The sequence below is a fragment of the Paenibacillus sp. FSL L8-0333 genome, assembly GCF_037965665.1.
GTDB lineage: Bacteria > Bacillota > Bacilli > Paenibacillales > Paenibacillaceae > Paenibacillus_AQ > Paenibacillus_AQ odorifer.
In genome coordinates this window covers 5,886,598-5,905,861 of record NZ_CP150186.1, presented here as the reverse complement: position 1 = coordinate 5,905,861, position 19,264 = coordinate 5,886,598, and the positions used below count along the sequence as shown (strand labels likewise).

At 42.4% G+C, this 19,264-nt stretch carries 11 protein-coding genes; 10 read left to right on the top strand and 1 reads right to left on the bottom strand.

Going from position 1 to position 19,264, the window contains the following annotated elements; all coding sequences use genetic code 11:
• Positions 1–209 precede the first annotated feature (209 nt).
• The 7 genes from NYE72_RS26200 (at position 210) to NYE72_RS26170 (ending at position 14,170) form a co-directional block, all read left to right on the top strand.
• Positions 210–2,054, top strand: coding sequence for a beta-glucoside-specific PTS transporter subunit IIABC (locus tag NYE72_RS26200; protein ID WP_076104873.1), 1,845 nt, complete (start codon positions 210–212; stop codon positions 2,052–2,054).
• A 130-nt stretch (positions 2,055–2,184) separates the two neighbouring features.
• Entirely contained in the window at positions 2,185–3,024 is an 840-nt protein-coding gene (locus tag NYE72_RS26195; RefSeq protein WP_076104874.1) for a PRD domain-containing protein, read from the top strand.
• A gap of 149 nt (positions 3,025–3,173) precedes the next feature.
• Entirely contained in the window at positions 3,174–4,196 is a 1,023-nt protein-coding gene (locus tag NYE72_RS26190) for an iron-siderophore ABC transporter substrate-binding protein (protein ID WP_076104875.1), read from the top strand.
• A gap of 8 nt (positions 4,197–4,204) precedes the next feature.
• Positions 4,205–6,262 (top strand): iron ABC transporter permease, encoded by a 2,058-nt coding sequence (locus NYE72_RS26185; protein ID WP_076104898.1) that lies wholly within the window; start codon positions 4,205–4,207, stop codon positions 6,260–6,262.
• A gap of 587 nt (positions 6,263–6,849) precedes the next feature.
• Positions 6,850–8,877 carry a penicillin-binding transpeptidase domain-containing protein gene (locus NYE72_RS26180; protein WP_254924551.1) on the top strand — a complete coding sequence of 676 codons (2,028 nt, stop codon included), beginning with the start codon at positions 6,850–6,852 and terminating at the stop codon, positions 8,875–8,877.
• 177 nt (positions 8,878–9,054) lie between these two features.
• A complete protein-coding gene (locus NYE72_RS26175) occupies positions 9,055–11,724 on the top strand; it encodes a copper amine oxidase N-terminal domain-containing protein (protein ID WP_176462575.1) in 2,670 nt (889 codons plus the stop codon).
• 199 nt (positions 11,725–11,923) lie between these two features.
• Positions 11,924–14,170 carry a helix-turn-helix domain-containing protein gene (locus NYE72_RS26170; RefSeq protein WP_094901823.1) on the top strand — a complete coding sequence of 749 codons (2,247 nt, stop codon included), beginning with the start codon at positions 11,924–11,926 and terminating at the stop codon, positions 14,168–14,170.
• Positions 14,171–14,235: 65 nt separating this feature from the next.
• Here NYE72_RS26170 and NYE72_RS26165 read toward each other — a convergent pair whose 3' ends face one another.
• Positions 14,236–15,120 carry a carbohydrate ABC transporter permease gene (locus NYE72_RS26165; protein WP_036685426.1) on the bottom strand — a complete coding sequence of 295 codons (885 nt, stop codon included), beginning with the start codon at positions 15,118–15,120 and terminating at the stop codon, positions 14,236–14,238.
• A 275-nt stretch (positions 15,121–15,395) separates the two neighbouring features.
• On the opposite strand from NYE72_RS26165, the gene NYE72_RS26160 reads away from it, so the two are divergent.
• The 3 genes from NYE72_RS26160 (at position 15,396) to NYE72_RS26150 (ending at position 19,259) form a co-directional block, all read left to right on the top strand.
• On the top strand, positions 15,396–16,361 hold the full coding sequence (locus tag NYE72_RS26160; RefSeq protein ID WP_339210769.1) for an ABC transporter permease subunit: 966 nt from the start codon (positions 15,396–15,398) through the stop codon (positions 16,359–16,361).
• An 89-nt stretch (positions 16,362–16,450) separates the two neighbouring features.
• Positions 16,451–18,007, top strand: coding sequence for an extracellular solute-binding protein (locus NYE72_RS26155; protein WP_038573245.1), 1,557 nt, complete (start codon positions 16,451–16,453; stop codon positions 18,005–18,007).
• A 94-nt stretch (positions 18,008–18,101) separates the two neighbouring features.
• Positions 18,102–19,259 carry a glycoside hydrolase family 88 protein gene (locus NYE72_RS26150; RefSeq protein ID WP_218918661.1) on the top strand — a complete coding sequence of 386 codons (1,158 nt, stop codon included), beginning with the start codon at positions 18,102–18,104 and terminating at the stop codon, positions 19,257–19,259.
• Positions 19,260–19,264: the final 5 nt, after the last annotated feature.

The window sequence follows — 19,264 nt, the reverse complement described above, 5'->3', positions numbered from 1 at the left end:
CTGGTTTATTGTTGACATCATTAATTGAACATGTTAATTTGTAAATAATAAATTAATCGGATATCAGGATTGCTACTGCATAGCAGGCAAAACCTAAGTTTCATTTATGTTTACGGGGATAATCTCTCTCGTACATAGATGTGATTTAGGTTTTTTTGTGTTCCCTGATATCCGTGATTAATTGATCTGTTACAAAGGGGTGTATAAAAATGAGTTATGAACAGCTAAGTAAAGACATTATCCAATCTGTCGGTGGGGAGAAGAATATTAACAATGTGATTCATTGTGCCACGCGACTAAGATTCACACTTAACGATGAGCAAAAAGCTGATAAAGAAAATTTGGAGAAAATGAAAGGGATTATTGGGGTAGTTAGCAAAGGGGGACAGTTTCAAGTTATAGTGGGTACCCATGTTGCTGATGTGTATAAAGAAATTGCCAAATCCATATCCCCTAACAGTGACTCTGGCGAGAACAAGGTAAAGAAACCCATAGGGACTCTGATTTTTGATGTTATTTCCAGAAGCTTCTCGCCTCTGATTGGTGCTTTAGCAGGTGCGGGTATGTTGAAAGCGCTATTAACTGTACTGGCTTCGTTACATGTTCTAAGTGCGGATAGCGAAACTTATAAAGTATTAGCGGGCGCTAGTAATGCCGTGTTTTATTTTCTACCCATTTTCTTAGGGATTACGTTATCGATTAGGCTGGGCGTGAATGCTTATGTGGGTGGTAGTATCGGCGCGGCCTTACTTGAGCCTAATATTACGGGATTAGCAAGTGTTGAATCTCCACATTTTTTAGGTATTCCTTTAGTAATTTCGGACTATTCATCAAGCGTGTTTCCGATTTTTATTGCCATCTGTATATACGCTTTATTGGATAAGCAGCTAAGAAAGTTTATACACAAGGATTTGCAGATGTTCTTAGTCCCTATGATATGTTTGATTGTGATTGTACCGTTAACTATTTTAGCGTTCGGACCGTTTGGCGTGAATGTAGGGAATTTAATTGGAGACGCTATTTTGTTCCTTAGTACGAAAAGCGGTATTGTTACAGGGGCAATTGTGGGAATAGCTTGGACATATTTGACTGTCCTCGGATTGCACTGGGGACTTGTGCCAATTATTCTTGAGAACATTGCTAAGGGTGGAGATCCGATATATGCAATGGCCGGCATGGCCATCTTCGCTCAGCTGGGTGTAGCGTTGGGGATCTTCCTGAAAACAAAAGACAAACAGTTGAAAACATTGGCCGGCAGTACATTTATACCAGGCGCGCTTTCAGGTGTGACAGAACCTATTATTTACGGATTGCTGACTCGTTACAAACGGACTTTCATTTATGTAACTATTGCGGGCGGTGTAGGTGGAGCACTTAGTGGTCTTTTCAAAGTGAAGATGGAAGTATTCGCATTTGTGAGCGTATTAAGTCTTCCCGCATTCTCTCCGCTGGCCGTTCAAGCGATTATAGCAGGTGTGACCATTGTATTGGCTATGGTAATTACCATGGTATTTGGTTATGAAGATAAAAAGAAAGTGAATATTGTAGAAGAAAAAACGAATACTGAAAAAAGCGAGGTTATCCTTTCTCACGCCGTGAAAAGTTCAACCGTTGTAAGCCCTCTGGCTGGTAATGTAATCCCTTTAACCTCAGTAGATGATGCTGCCTTTGCTTCTGAAGCAATGGGCAAGGGGATTGCAATTGAACCCACAGAAGGCAAGCTTTATTCACCGGTAAGTGGAGTTGTATCCACTATTTTCAGAACAGGTCATTGTATTGCGGTAGTATCGGATGAGGGTGTTGAGGTCCTGATTCATATCGGTATAGAAACCGTGAAGCTAAAAGGTAAATACTTTGATGTGAAGGTGCAAGAAGGAGCAACAGTTACACAGGGTGACCTATTGATTGAATTTGATTTTGAACAAATAAAAAATGAAGGTTATCAATGCACAACGCCGATAATTATTACCAATACGGCTAATTATAGTGATGTGATTGGTACCAATAAAACAGCTATTACACCGGGTGAAGATCTGCTGACTGTTGTAGTGTGATCTATTGAAGAGTCATAAGGTATGAATGGAATCGATCTCTTAGTACTGCTACTTAGAGATCGATTTTTTATTATAGAATACTATAAAAAAAGAGCTAGCTTTGTAAAATGAAAAGGTAAGGAGCTGTAATATGCGGATCGAAAAAGTGTTAAACAACAATGTTGTTACTGTCATAGATGACCAAAATTTTGAACTAGTAGTCATGGGAAGAGGACTGGCCTTTAAGAAAAAACGTGGAGACTTTTTAGAAGAAGATAAAATTGAAAAGATATTCACTTTAAGCAATCAAAAACTTTCAGATAAGCTAAAAACGCTGCTTTCTGAGATTCCAATCGAGCACATGGAGCTCTCAGAAGAGATTATCAACTTCGCCAAACTGCAGCTCGGTAAAATGCTGGATGACAGTATTTATGTTAGTCTGACAGATCATATCAGTTTTGCGCTGGAGAGATTCTCAAAAGGGATGAAGATTAAAAACGCCATGCTTTGGGAAATCAAAAGATTCTATAAAGAAGAATATGAGGTTGGGAAAGCTGCGCTTCAAATTATACATTCCAAGCTCGGAGTCAGACTTCCCGAAGATGAGGCTGGACATATTGCTCTCCATCTGGTGAATGCTGAACTAAATGAAGAGATGCCTAACATGGTGAATATCACCAAGATCATGAACGACATCCTAAATATCGTGAAGCGCCATTTCAGGCTAGAGTACGATGAGGAGTCCCTTGCTTATTACCGTTTTATCACTCATTTGAAATTTTTTGCACAACGTCTCATCAACGGTACTCCACCTCCTGATAATGAGAATGGCTTATTTATTTTGGTAAAGGAGCAGTATAAGGAAGCTTTCGCAAGCGTTGAGAAAATTAAAATCTATATTGATAAAACATACAATCGTGAGTTAACAAATGATGAAATGCTGTATCTGACCATACACATTGAAAGAATTACAAACCAGATCATGGAGTAGGGACGGTTAAGCATTAAATTTTAACTTTGACTTTCGGGAGAATCGCGTATAAGATTACTAATATGTTTTCTGTGATAATCATTATCAATAGATTGATAACAGTTATCATGGAATCAACTTCGAACGTTGAATCCAGGGGGATAAAGCAAATGCACAAAAGGTTAATTAGTTTATTTATGGTTATTGCTATTATATTGGTCGTATCAGGTTGTGGTACTAACCAAAAGAACAGTTCAACATCGAACGCGGGAGCAACTGATAAACCAGCTGCTGAAAACGCGGGCAGTGAATCTACAAGCGGTCCTATTGTATTAAAGGATTCTAAAGGTGAGATTACGCTGGACAAACCTGCGCAAAGAGTTGTGGTATTGGAATGGACCTTTACGGAGGATGTTATTGCACTGGGAGTGCAGCCAGTAGGTAATGCAGATAACGAAAACTATAAGCTGTATGTGACTTCTGAAGCACCGCTTGATGCAAATGTGACTGATGTTGGTTCCCGTGACGAGCCAGATCTGGAGACGATTGCTTCATTAAAGCCTGATCTGATTATTGCCAATACGGGTGGGCACGAAGGAATTTATGATCAACTTAAAAGTATCGCTCCAACACTGATTTTCGGCTTGTATCCGAATGAAGGAGAAGGCAATCAGTACACGCTGATGGAAGATACTTTCAAAACGATTGCAGCGGCAGTAGGCAAAACTGCAGAAGCCGATAAGGTTCTTGCTGATTTGGATGCACATTATACAGACGCAAAAGCAAAGCTGGCTGATGCAGGTAAGGAAGGCTTGAACTATGTACTGACACAAGCATACAGCTACCAGAATGCAGCAACGATGCGTCTTTTTACAGATAATTCACTTGCGGTACAAACTTTGGATCGGATCGGTCTGAAAAACGACTGGAAACCCGAAAATTTCGAGGTTTACGGATTCAGCACCTCTACAGTTGAAGCATTACCTGCGGTTCAGGATACAAATCTGATCTACATCGTCCAAGAGGATGATAATATTTTCACGAAAGAACTGAAGGATAATTCCGTTTGGAATGGCCTTAACTTTGTAAAAGAGAATCGCACCTTCGGATTGAGCAGTACTACTTGGGTGTTCGGCGGTCCGATCTCCTCCAAAGTTATCGTGGATGAAGTTGTAAATACATTAACGAAATGAGTGCGGTTATGAACGAAAAGAGTAGCAAAGAAGCCTCTATCGGAATGAACTGGCGGATCATTGGAATATTTGGGGGCGGCTTTGCCGTCCTCTTCATTCTGTTCGTTTTAAGTTTAGGCTTTGGGGAAGCCAAGATCCCTGCAGCTACTGTAATAGATGGCTTGCTGAATCGCCAAGATATAATGGAACATAATCTGCTCTGGGGTATCCGCATGCCACGTACAGTTATTGGTCTGCTGGCCGGGGCTGCTCTGGCTGTGGCTGGCGCATTATTGCAAACTATAACGAAAAACCCGCTTGCTTCCTCAGATACACTTGGGATTAATGCCGGGGCATACTTTATGGTCGTTCTTGGTATGGTAGCTTTTCCTGCTTTGCAGCATGAATTCCCATTTTTGCTGGCAGTTGCAGGGGGACTGCTTGCTGCTTTAGCCGCTTATTTACTGAGTGGAGGCAAGGCAGCCACACCTGTTCGGCTGGCTTTATCAGGTATGATCGTCTCCATGGTGCTCGGAGCGTTTACATCGGCCATACATATTTTTAAAAGAACTGAAACACAAAATCTGTTTTTATGGGGTTCTGGTTCCCTAATCCAGTTGGATTGGGACGGTGTTATATATGCCTGGCCTTTTGTCGTAGTGCTGCTATTGGCAGCGATATTTGCCGGCAGACAATTTGATGCGCTGGAGCTCGATGAGTCAACTGCCCGTTCACTTGGACAGCGAGTAGGGCTAATTCGGGCGACGGGTCTTGGCCTATCGGTATTAATGGCTGCGGTTGTAGTCAGCGTGGTTGGACCGATTGGCTTCGTCGGCTTAGTGGCTCCCCATCTTGTCCGGCTTAGCGGGATCCGCAAACATCGCCTGCTCATTCCTGCAAGCGCATTGTGGGGAGCACTGCTCATCACGGCAGCGGATACGCTTGCGCGTGTAGTGCGAAGCAGTGTGGGTGAAATGCCTGTTGGTGCAGTTATGGCGATTATTGGAGCCCCGTGGCTCATTTGGCTGGTACTCACCAAGATGAAAAATATATCGGGCTCAGGCTCTGGCCAATCATCGATGAGCATCGGTGGGGCGGGGCTGCGTCTGCGCTTTGTGCCGACGGCTATAGTTATGACCGTGCTGCTCATTGTTATTATCCTCGTAAGCTTATCGTTTGGGGGAACAAAAATACCGATCAGTGAATTGCTAAGCAGCCTGTTCCATAGGGGGGATCAATCCTATTCCGTCCTGCTGAATTTACGGCTTCCCCGTACACTCGTAGCGGCTGCAGGAGGGATCGCACTTGCAATCAGTGGTGTATTGATTCAGAGTGCTGTTCGAAATCCACTGGCAGATGCTTCTATTATTGGTGTGACCTCAGGGGCTGGCTTTGGTGCTTTGGCCGTAATGACCGTTTGGCCAGCATTGACGGTATTTGCAGTTCCGCTTGCCGCAATCGTGGGTGGGGCACTGGCTGCTGCTTTTGTCTTTTTTATGGCCTGGCGCAGGTCCTTGAATCCATCGGTTCTGATCTTGCTTGGAATCGCAGTCTCGGCTATTGCCTCTGCGGGAATCCAGGTTATGATCGTCAAAGGAAGTTTATGGAGCAGTAGCTCCTTAATTTGGTTAACCGGTTCGACTTATGGACGAAGCTGGAATCAATTTTACATCCTATTTGTATTCCTGCTTGTACTTGTACCGATTGCATACTATTTGGGACGGAAATGCGATTTGTTGGCATTTGGCGACGAGAGTTCAACAGGATTGGGCTTGCCGGTTCGAGGAACGCGGCTTTGGGCTATGATTATCGGTGTTTTGCTTGCAGCGGGAGCCGTTGCAAGTGTAGGAACAATAGGGTTCCTTGGACTCATGGCGCCGCATGCGGTGCGGATGATGATTGGTCATCATACGAGACGATCCATTGTTTTGTCAGGGTTACTTGGCGGCTTGATGCTCGTTATTGCCGATACGCTCGGAAGAACCATAATGGCGCCGAAAGAAATCCCTTCAGGCCTTATTATTATGCTGATTGGGGCTCCGTATTTCTTGTTTTTAATGTACCGGTCACAGGTTAGAAAAGTGTAGATTTTGCTATGGAAAAATCAGGGGGTGTCCCATCAGCTGTAAAAATAGCTGCTGGGGCACCCCCTGATTAATTTGAGCTTACTCCATCTAGAACACCTCAAACTTCGTTTCATTCGATTAAGATTTTCGCTTACGCTACAGCTATCGGACATAGCTGACCTTAAACGCAGCTTTATCTCGCATTTGAAGTGACAACGGACCGCATAGTCGCAATTGGCATGAAAAGTGCTTAATTTGCCCCTCTTCCTAAGGAGTAACGTCACTGGAGTCCGAAACCAAGCTCCAAAGGCTAAAAATCCGCATATAACGTCATCTGAGTCCTTAAGCCTCGGCGAATGATGACAATTTATTGGTGCAGGCCACCAACGCCCATAAACAAAAAGCAGCGATTCTCCCATACTGGGGAAAGCTGCTTTTTTAATTGGATATTATCGATTTGTGAACAATTATTTAACTATTATTCTTAATTTTGTATATTTTCGTTTGCTAGTTTATACTTTAATCTTATGCTGTAGAATTTTGGAAATAAGGAGTGGGATTATGTGAGGCTTTTCGACAGAAAAAGTGTACAAGACGGAAGCAAAACTATTAACAACTCTGGCGAATTAAGAATCAATATTTTTTTCTTTAGCACTTTTATTATTTTTTGTGTGATTATCCTACGCCTTGCGGTCTTGCAATTTGTCGAAGGACCTACGTTATCTGAAGCTGAGGCTAACCGGGATACGAAAATAGTGGCATTATCGGCACTGAGAGGGAATATCCTCGCTGCTGATGGTGAGAAATTGGCATACTCAACGCCCGTTCAATCTTTGTACCTTACTTTGGATAAGGAATATACCGCAACAAAAACAGATAAAACTACGAAAAAAGTTACCTTAACTGCTGAGGCAAATAATAAATCAAAGGCACTCGCCAGCAAGTTAGCAGAAGCCTTCGAAACTTATGGTGATCCTAATGAGAAAAAACTAACCACAGAAGAGATCCTTGAGTCTATGGATTTATATTCAAAAAAACTCTCTGGTTATGTAGCGCGAAGAATTAAATCAGGTTTAACTAAGAAAGAAATCGCTTATTTTTTAGAACACAAAAACGAATATCCAAACCTTGAAGTGATAGAGGAAAGCAGCAGGCATTATGATACCGATACGGTGGCTGTACAAGCTGTTGGCTACGTGAAATTTTTCAAATCCTCTACTAGTTTAGATCTTTATAAGGATGTACTTCAGGCGATGAAAAATAACCAGAACCCTGGACTTAACTATAAAGAGGATGAGCTAGTAGGCTTTGATGGCTTGGAGCTGCAATACCAGAAGGAGCTTCGGGGACAGAATGGTTATAAGGAAGTTTCCGTAGATCCGCAGAATATGGCAGAAAAAATTGTCAGTATTGAACCCCCGGTCAAAGGAAGCACTATCTGGACTACCCTTAATAAAAAAATTCAGCTAAAGACCGAAGAAGCCATTAAAGATCAGATTCAGTGGTTGCATTCACACACCGTTCAGGGAGAAACACATCCTGATGCTTTAACAGGTTACGCTGTAGCCATGGAAGTGGATACAGGTAATGTTATTGCTATGGCAAGCATGCCTGACTATGATACCAACAACTGGGCTACGGGTTCGATCTCTCCAGAGGTGTATAAAAAAATTGAAAAGCATTACCAAAATGGAACGATAACTCCATACTCATCGGGAAGATCAGGGCATAATTTTGAATCTACCGTGCTGCTCGGTTCGACTATAAAACCATTGAGTGTGTTAATTGGCTTAAAAGAGGGCTTTATAAGTACTTCTTCTACTTATCAAGATAAGGGGATCACCTCATTTGGTAGAGAAGGACATGAGACGAATGTAAGGAACTCATCCAATCATGTATACGGCTCTTTGTACCCTTATACAGCCATTGAAAAATCTTCAAACGTATATATGGTTGATATGATCGGGAAAAAATTGTACGAAAAATACAAGTCTAAGGGCATTGGGGTATGGGACACATATATGAAAGAATTCGGTCTGGGTGTTCCAACAGGGATAGGTTTACCAAGGGAATACTTGGGTGATTTAAATTATAAAGCTGAAGCTAAAGCGGGTTCAGTTCAGTCGGCACTTGTTTATGCTTCTTTTGGGCAGCAGGGACGTTATACCGTTCTACAGTTGGCGCAATATGCGGCTACACTAGCCAATGAAGGGCAACGAATCAAACCACAGCTAGTAAGCAAGATCACGGACTCCAAAGGTAAAGTTATCAAAGAATTCAAACGGGAAGTGCTTGATGAAGTGACTACTTTCGATAAATCCTATTGGCGGGAGATAAAGAAAGGGATGAACAGTGACGTTAAAAGTGCCTTCGGTGATTTCCCCTATGATTTTGCACGTAAAACAGGGACTTCACAACAGACGGATAGTAAAAACATAAACCGTGATAACGGAGTGTTTATAGCTTTTGCACCACGTGAAAATCCAAAACTTGCTGTAGCTGTAGTTATTCCTGAAGGCGGATTTGGATCTAGTAGTGCAGCACCTGTAGCGAGAAAAATTTTTGATGCTTATGATTGGGAGTACGGATTGGATGGAATTCCGAAGAAAAATGTGGATAAAAGTATCAACGAATAACCAAAAGGAGAGCGCAAACTGCGCTTTCTTTTTCTTTTTACAGAGCGGTTTGTGGCGGATGAAAGGAACGGGTTCCAGATTAAAATATTGTAACCATAAAGCGTGAAACTTTTATCCTAGTATGAGCGTCAAAGGGGTAGGGAAAAAATGTATTCGTCATTCCAGGAGGGTGAATCTGTGAAGAAGTTATGGATTTCTATTTTAGTGGGCTTATTAGTTTTGCCGATGATGTTTCAATCTTCAGTGAAAGCTGCTACTGCGCCCATCAGTATTTTTATTGACGGGGTTCGATTGTCCACAGATCAAGCACCGGTGATGGTGAATGGACGGACAATGGTACCCTTACGGGCAATTTTTGAAGCCTTTAATGCCTCTATCAAGTGGAATCAGAAAACACAAACTGTAACAGCAACTAAAGATGATACAACGATTATGTTAAAGATTGGCTCAAAGACAGCCACGATTAACAATAAAGCTGTAACTCTAGATGTGCCTGGTCAGAATTTGAAAGGGAGAACGATGGTTCCTACACGGTTTGTCAGTGAGGCACTGGGTCATGATGTGGGTTGGAACCCAAGCACCAAAGTAGTGACCATAACGACTTCCGGCGGTAAAACTGGAACTGTAAATCCGGCATCGAATGTACAGTTGAAGGATGTAAGTGATAACGGTGACGGCCGTGATCTTCAGGTCAGCTTCACCCAATCTTCTAATGAAGCTCTTGTGGATCATTACCGGGTAATGATTGTAAAGGCTTGGAGCACTTTTAATATCTCATCTGCACAAAAGGTTACATCCGCCAATTATTCTACTGTTTTAGCTAGAGGCACTAATCCTACGATTAGAATGACCGCAAATTCAAGGGATGTTGATGGTGACCTCATTAAAGGTAATCAGACCTATGTAGCTTATGTTTTCGCAGTGGGTAAAGGCAATAATACCAGCGCTCTTTCGTATAGTTCTGCGACTATATCGCTTAATACTAATACCGTAGTCGTTGCCCCAAGTAATGTACAAGTAAGTGATGTGAGCGATTATAGTGATGGCCGCGATTTAGCCGTAAGTTTTAATAAGGTATCGGATGAATCCAAGGTGAGTTCTTACCGGATATTTGTAGTCAAAGCTACTAATTATTCTTCTTTTAATTTGGCGGCAGCAAATGCTGTTAGCAGTTCAAATTACACACAGGTCAACAAAACAGGCTCCAATATTACCCAGATCTTATCGTCTGGAGCGAGGGATGTGGATGGTGCCCTCATTAAGACGGGAGTTGGTTACCGTGTGTTTGTTATGGGGGTAGATAGTGGCAGTAATACAGCCAATAATTTATTGTCTGCTGCCTCATCTGCGATTACGCTGTCCTCGGTCAATGTTTCTAATTTAAGTGTAAGCGACGTTAGTGACTTTGGAGATGGCCGGGATTTAAAAGTATCCTTTAACCACGCTACAGATGAAACGTATATCAGCCAGTACCGGATTCTAGTTGTGCCTACAGCTTATTCCAACAACTTTAGTTTATCTGAGGCGAATAATGTCTCCAGCTCTTACTACACAACGGTGAGCACAACAGGATCTAGCACCAGTCAAGTGTTAGCCTCATCTGCAAGAGACGTGCGTGGTAATTTGATTAAGAATGGAACACCTTACAGAGTGTATGTGTTAACGATTGGAAGCGGGAAGAATTTGGGCACCAACATTCTCTCAACGGATTCAACATTAATTACGTTGGCTGTTGACTACAATGTGAGTGCTGTCTACAATTTGGATGTAAGCGACGTAAATGACTATGATGATGGCCGGGATTTAAGAGTATCCTTTGACCACGCTACGAATGAAACGTATATTAGCCAGTATCGAATCCTGGTTGTACCTACTTCCTATTACAACAGCTTCAGTTTATCTGACGCCAATAATGTGTACAGTTCCAACTACACAGCAGTGAGCACCACAGGATCCAGCACCAATCAAGTGTTAACCTCGTCATCAAGGGACGTGCGCGGTAACCTGATAAAGAGTGGAATCAATTACAGAGTATATGTTTTAACAGTCGGAAGCGGGAATTACTCGGGCAGCAATGTTCTTTCTTCTGGTTCACCTTTAATTACGTTGAATGTAGATTACAAATTGGCTCCTATTTCGAGCTTGGATGTAAGGGACGTTAATGATTACGAAGACGGTCGGGATTTAAAAGTATCCTTTAACCATGCCACGGATGAAACGTACATTAGCCAGTATCGAATCCTGATTGTACCTACTTCCTATTACAGCAGCTTTAGTTTAACCCAGGCAAATGCTGTTTCTAGCTCCAATTACACAGCGGTAGGCACTTCTGGAAATAACACCAGTCAAGTCTTGGATTCTTCAGCCAGAGACGTAAACGGAAATTTAATAAAGAGTGGAATCAGTTACAGAGTGTATGTGTTAACGATTGGCAGCGGCAAGTACTCAGGCACTAATGTGTTGTCCTCAGAGTCGAATGCCATAACTTTATCCACTAAGCTGCCGGTAACCTCTGTCACCAATGTAACGTACAGTGTGGATGAGGGTAAAATACTAGTAAGTTTCAACCGTTCCTCTAACGAGTCTAACATTTCGGAATATCGAATTCTGGTGGTTCCATCCAAACAAGGTTTTGGTTCAGCGGAAGCAATTGAGGTGAAATCCTCGTATTATACGTCGATAACGCCTAACGGAACGAATCCTACAATTGTAGCCTCGAGAAGAGATGTTAATGGTGCATTAATTGTTAAAGGTGTTAAATATAAAGTATATGTTCTTGCGGTAGCCAATAATAATGGCGTGCAGAGTGGTGGTCTTTCGGATTCAACGGAAGAGATTGAAATATAAGAATAAGGAATAAAGGCATTATAATATAAGGCAAAAAACCTTCATTGAGCACTGGGCTTGATGAAGCGTTTTTTTGCCTTGTTTTTTTGTTTTCTATTTTTAATAAAAATAGGGTTGCGATTATACACATTTAAAACATTTGGTTTAACCTATTGGAAGCGCTATAATTGAAAATAATTACATGCTTAAGGAGTCTATCATGAAAAAAGGCAGGATATTCTACAAGATTTTTGTTCCTATTCTAGTGCTGGGGATTGGCCTGGTTATTAGCTTCGGTGGCTATATTTATCTGACGACGATTAATTCGGTAAATGAGAGAGTAGCGGATGATAAACAGAGTTTAATTACCCAAATTAAAAACACTCTGGAACAGAAAATTCAGACCATCGAATACGCTTTTAATACTTACAGTACCACCAGTTCCTTCAGAGAGGTTGTGCAGAATCCGATCACGGAGCAGGATTTTGAGGAGTATCGCGAGATTAATTCCCAGCTTAACTACATTGCCAGTATGGGGATGGATTTTGTTAATTATTCTCTAATCAGTTTGGAGCAGAAATGGCAGATTTCTAATGGGAAGCTTTCACATTTAACGGAAGAAGAGAGCAGGACACTTTATGAGAGCTATATCAATAACCGTAGCCGGGGTTTATTTTGGGTTAAGACGGATAAAGGCATCCGCTTTGTAAATACCCTGCCGGTATTCTCACAGACCAAACAGGCGATTGCCTTATCTGATATATCACTTCAGACCTTGCAGAGCACCCTTCAGACCGAAGGAAACACACCAGTGTTTATTCTTAACCGGGAGGGTGAGCTTTTATATGAGTCGGAAACCGGGAAGTCCCTGCTGACTAGTAATCAGCTTAGCCATATTACTAATGTTGCCGGAGGCGGGGGGCAATTGGGGACGATTGCCATGGAGCGGGCTGATCACCAATCGATAAAAGCTATTTATGCTAAATCTTCTTATAATAATTGGATTTACGTAACTCTTTTGGATAAATCAGAAATTTCAGATGCACTAAAGACAACCCGATTCGGGATTGTGATGATGGTACTGCTTATTACATTGTTGATTGCGGTAGTCGCTTACGTTATCTCTTTGTATTTCACCAAGCCATTCCGGCAGATTCAGCGCCGATTATTACCTGCCAATGCAGAGCTAGAGCCCAAGAATGAGGTAGACTGGATTATTAATTCGATTGATACCATCTTATCGGAGAAAGAAAGCCTAGAGGGTCTCATTGAGTCTGAGATGCCTAAGTTGGAAACTCAGTTTATTCTAAATCTATTTCGTAGCCGGATATCTCAAGAAGAGCTGAATCAAGGTTTGCCTCGTTTCGGTTATGAGCTGTCACAGAATTCGGTGTATGCAACGCTGCTGATACAGCTGGATAACTATGGGGAACGGCAGGCTAGCGACAAGGACCTTCTGCTTGTGGCGGTCAACAAACTGGTGGAAGAGCTGATTCCGCAGGAGAAGCGGATGATTCCTATCCTATTAAATGACCGTACACAAGCGACCATCCTGATTTTTGAGGGAGCGAATGAACAGGAGAACCGGAGAATAGCACTGGACTATGCGAAGATAATTATTCGAACAGCTAGAGAAATCCTGAAACTATCCGTTAGTGTTGGAATAAGCAATTTTTACGATAATTTATTATTTAGTAAGGAAGCTTGTGAGATGAGTAAGCAGGCGCTGCACCATCGTTTAAATCTGGGAAAAGAGTCCATCATTTTCTATGAGGATATATCGAAGGTAATCTCGGGTCCAGTTCTACTGCATTATCCGTCTGAGTTTGAGTCCCAGTTATTTGACGCGATTCGGATTGGAGATGAAGAACAAGTCTCCTGTTCTCTGTATCCATTACTCGGGGAAATGATGAAGCACAGTAAGAATCCTTTGAATTTCGAAGTCACATTAATACGTTTCGTCAACAATCTGATTCAGCTGGAGCAGCTGCTGGGTGTAGAGGTTCTGCTGACAGAGGACAATTCTACGTTGTACCACCGATTGTTAGACATCCGTAATCCGGAAGAGATCGAACGCATTTTGGTCAAAGAAGTTATTCATCCGATGGTGACCAGTGTTAAGGAGAAGACAGACCGTCAGTTCCGCCTTTTATCTGATAAAATTGCGGTGATTGTCCGCTCAGAATTTGATCAGGACTTAACGTTAGAATTAATCGGTGATCGCCTTCATTACAGTCCGAACTATTTAAGCAGTATTTTCAAAAAAGAGTACGGGATGACGTTTAGCGAATATCTAATGAACTATCGCCTGGAAATGGCTAAGAAGTGGCTTGTAGAAACGGATATGACCATTAAAGAAATTGCTGAAAGGCTGCAGTACCATAATCCGCAGAACTTTATTCGATCCTTCCGTAAAAAAGAACATGTAACACCAGGTGCATACCGAACCCAGAAACAGGAGAAGTAAGGCGCTGAACACAAACAGCCAGCCCCGGGAGACCGGGGCTGGCTGTTTTGTATAGCTGCAATGTTTTAGCCTTTTACAGAACCCAGCAGGGCTCCTTTGGTGAAGTGTTTTTGTACGAAAGGATAGGCGAGCAGCATTGGAACGGTTGCGACTACGATAACCGCCATCTTGATGGTTTGAGCAGGTGGGATAATATCAACAGAAGCATTATCTCCCTGCATCCCGCTGGCGACGATAACAATTTGGCGCAGCAGGACTTGTATAGGCCACTTTGTGGAGTCCGTCATATATAAAACTGCACTCATATAAGTATTCCAGTAAGCTACCCCGTAGAACAAGGAGAGGGTCGCGATAGATGGCATCGCCAGCGGAAGCATGATTTTGAAAAATACACCAAAATCATTAGAGCCGTCAATCTTGGCTGATTCCTCTAGCCCTTCCGGCAGCGCCTGGAAGAAGTTGCGCATAATGATCAGGTTAAAAGCATTGATCGCAACAGGCATGATCATGGACCAGTAGGAATCGATTAACCCGAAATATTTAACTACTAGGAAAGTAGGGATCATCCCTCCGCTGAAGAGCATGGAGAACACGATTACGAAATTGATAAAATCTCTTCCGTACAGATATTTTCTAGATAATCCATAAGCCATTAAAGAGGTAAGAACCATACTAACAACTGTACCCACTAAGGTTACACCGATGGATACGCCAAGCCCTTTAAAGATAGTAGGCGTTGACAGTATATAACGGTAAGCATCCAAAGAGAATGTCGTCGGGAACAGGATGAAGCTTTTTTCTACTACCTCCTGTGTTGAAGCAAAGGAACTGGCAAACACATTGACAAAGGGTAAAAGACAGGCTAGGGCAATGAGTGTAAGCAGTGTGGTATTTACAATAGTAAACAGCCGGCTACCCATAGTTTCTTTTTTAAAAGATGATTGCGACATGCAGATATCCTCCTTGTAATCGTTTCATTGAAACTTTAACAGGGGTCTGTTATTCCGTATATAATCATTAGCTTGGGCTTTGTTTTGGGAGGAAAAAGCGTGATAAGGCATAGATGATCTTTATGTATTGTAGTAATCACTATAAGATGCACGGGTCTGGAAAACCTTATAGCTGTAGGGTTCTTGGAGTATCAGTATCTGATGATTATATACGTAATGGACGAATGATCGTAATCTGGGAATCGTAAAGAAACGCGATCAAGGAGGCCGATCAGGTGAAAGAGGCAAACGTCACCATGCTGAACACGAAAGTTAATCCAGTAAGAAAAAAGCGAACGGGGCCTAGCTGGCTGAGTTTAAAAAGAAACAAGTTATTGTATCTAATGATACTCCCGGGATTTTTGTATTTTGTTATTTTTAAGTACCTGCCTATGGGCGGTCTTATCATTGCATTTCAGGACTATCAGCCGTTTCTGGGTATAGCAGATAGCCCGTGGGTTGGGTTTAAGCATTTCGTCCGATTGTTTACAGAACCTACCTTCTTTATGCTATTGAGTAATACACTTATCTTGTTTGCATTAAACATTTTTATTTTCTTCCCGCTACCTATTATAGTGGCGCTGATGCTTAACGAAGTTCAGCACAAGTTATTTAAGAGCACCATTCAAACGATTATTTATATCCCCCATTTCATGTCATGGGTTATCATCGTCTCCATTTCCTATGTATTTATGAATGTGGATGGAGGGGTGCTGAATGAGATGTTGGCGGCCTTTGGGATGCAGAAGATCAGCTTTTTGACTTCTCCCGAGTGGTTGCGTACCGTGTATATCGGACAGATCATTTGGAAAGAAATTGGTTGGTCAACCATTATTTATTTGGCAGCCATTACCGTAGTGGATACGCAGTTATATGAAGCAGCTGAGATGGATGGAGCGGCAAGATTGCGCAAAACATGGCATATCACCCTGCCGGCGATTCGTCCAATCATTATTACCTTGCTTATTCTGAAGATTGGCCACACGCTGGATCTGGGCTTTGAGCATATGTACTTGCTGATCAATTCCTTGAACCGCGAAGTTGGAGAAATTTTCGATACCTATATCTATACAGCTGGTTTAAAGAACGGACAATTGAGTTTCAGTACCACAGTAGGTCTGTTCAAGGGTGTGGTTGGCTTGATTCTCGTAATGCTGTCGAACAAGTTAGCTAAAAAAATCGGCGAAGATGGTGTTTACTAGGCTTCACAGTATGCTGAATTCTTACCTCTGCCTTAAGGGCAGAGGTGGAAGATACAACAACAAATACATTAGTAAAAGGGGTAATGTTGATGAATCGCAATTACAAAAAAATTGCAGCCTTAATGTTGTGTAGCGGGTTAGTACTCACTGCATGCGGAGGAGGCAATAACGCGAAGGAGTCAAATTCTTCAAATGGGGGAACGAATTCAACGGCTAAAACAACTGCTGCACCTGCAGATGTGCTAGATGCTAAAGCAAAGATTAGCTGGCTGAACATTTTACAAACGTCTACAACACCAACGGGTCCTATTCTGGAAAAAATTGAAGAATTAACGAATACAGAGATTGAATTCTCATGGATTCCGGATCCTTCCAAAGAAGAACGTATTAATACTTCGTTAGCATCGAATTCCCTAGCGGACATCGTTACCCTGACTATTCTTGATAACTCTTCTGTACGTAATGCACTGAAGGCCGGTATGTTCTGGGAAGTAAGTCCTTATCTTGATGAGTTCCCGAATTTGGCTAAAATTTCACAGGATACACGTACATCGGCATCGATTGCAGGTAAGCTGTACGGGGTTCCTTTCCAGAAGTCCTTGGCTAGAAACGGCGTTGTTATCCGTAAAGATTGGCTGGATAAGCTTGGACTGCAGGTTCCAAAAACAACAGATGAGTTGATGGAAGTTGCGAAAGCGTTTACCGAAAAAGACCCTGATGGTAATGGCAAGAAGGATACCACAGGCTTCATGGACCGCAGCGATCTTGTATATGGAGCATTTAAGACGTTGGGCTCATACTTTGGAACACCGAACTATTGGAGCGTTGACGATGCGGGTAAAATGACACCTGAGTTCGATACAGAGGCTTATGTTAAAACCATGGATTATATGAAGACTCTTTATGATGGTGGGTATATCAATCAGGATTTTGCTGTGACGGCTAAAACAGATCAGCAGCAGAATTTTGCGCAAGGAAAGGCTGGAATTTATGTGGGTGCCTTGTTTGACAGCAAGAACCTGCTAAATCTGTCTAAGGGCATACAGGATGGCATGGATTTGGTTATGGTTAACGATATCACTTCCACTGGCAATGAAGCAGATCGTGCCATCTGGGCTGGTAATAACGGAATTGGGGGACTGCTGTCTTTCCCGAAATCCGAAGTTAAGGATGAAAATGAGTTAAGACGGATCCTGAAATTTGTTAATGATCTTATGAATGAAGATGTCTATGGCTTGATGACCTACGGTATTAAGGATGTTCACTACACAATTGATGGAGAACAAGCGGTTACGATTAAGGATACGGATCTCTGGAAGCAAGAAGTTCAGCCATTTTCGGCATCTCGTCCATTAGAGAATGGGTTCATTATCCATGATGCTGATCCACTCAAAGTTGAAGCTGATAAGCTGATCGTTGAGAATGCTAAATATGCTGTACTGAATCCTGCTTACTCTCTGGAATCTGAGACCTATTCTACTCAAGGATCTGAATTGCAGAAGATTATGACAGATGCCACTTATAAATATATTCTTGGCAAAATTGATTTGAACGGATTTAAAGCTGAGGTTGAAAAGTGGAAGAAATCCGGCGGCAGCAAAATCATTACTGAATATGAAGCTGCTTATAAAGCTGTAAATCCTTAAGAAGTACTACAGACTATATTCTAAGAAAATAGTAGATGGGTCCTAAATGGGGAGGCTGCGTTTAGGACCATATCTATTCAAACAGGAGGAAAAAATGAAAGACAACAATGCACTTAGGAGTATGGGCTGGGGTGTTCGAATGGCAGATTCGATTATGGAGCGAACGCCAAGATTATATGAGGATAACGGATATCATGGAAAATGGTCTTATGATTATGGAGTCATCTTGAAGGGTTTTGAGCTGCTGTGGAGACAGACCGGGCAGGTTAAATATTATCAATTCATCAAAGATAATATGGATTATTTTATTGAGGAAGACGGCTCTGTGAAGGGGTATCGCCTGAGCGAACATAATATTGATCACTTAAATAACGGGAAGATCCTGTTTGTGCTCCATAAAGAAACTGGGTTAGCGAAATATAAAATGGCTGCAGATTTATTAAGAAAGCAGATAACAACGCATCCTCGAACCTCGGAAGGTGCGTTTTGGCATAAGAATGTATATCCTTATCAGATTTGGCTGGATGGCTTGTATATGGGCTCTCCTTTCTATCTGGAGTATTTACTTGAGTATGAAGGCGGCAAGGGTCTGGACGATGTGACCCGGCAATTTATTCTGTGCGAGCGTCATACTAAGGATGCTGAGACGGGTCTCCTGTTTCACGCATGGGATGAAAAGCGGGTACAGCCGTGGTGCGATCCTGAAACGGGGTTGTCTCCGAACTTTTGGGGGCGTTCGCTGGGCTGGTATGTGATGGCGCTAGTGGATGTACTCGGCATGCTCCCTAAGGAACACGCGGATTACGAGATCTTGGCACGTATTCTGACAGATACGCTGACAGCGCTTCGTCAGGTTCAGGATGCTGATGCTGGAGTATGGTATCAGGTTGTAAACATGGGCGGCCGTAAAGGCAATTATTTGGAGGCTTCCGCTTCTAGCATGATCACCTATGCAATGGCTAAGGGCATTCGGATCGGTGTACTCGATGATAGTTGGTTCGAGACTCTTGACCGTGCTTATCAAGGTCTTATTGCGGAATTTGTGCTGGAAACCCAAAATGGCTGGGTTAACCTGAATAAAAACTGCCAGGTCGCAGGACTCGGTGGTGAGGACCGGAGAGATGGTACTTACGCCTATTATATCAGTGAACCGATCGTTACCAATGATCAGAAGGGGCTTGGCGCATTCCTCCTGGCTTGCGGAGAATATGAATATTTGCAGCGTCCTGACGCGACGAAAGGGAGCGAGTGAAGCGC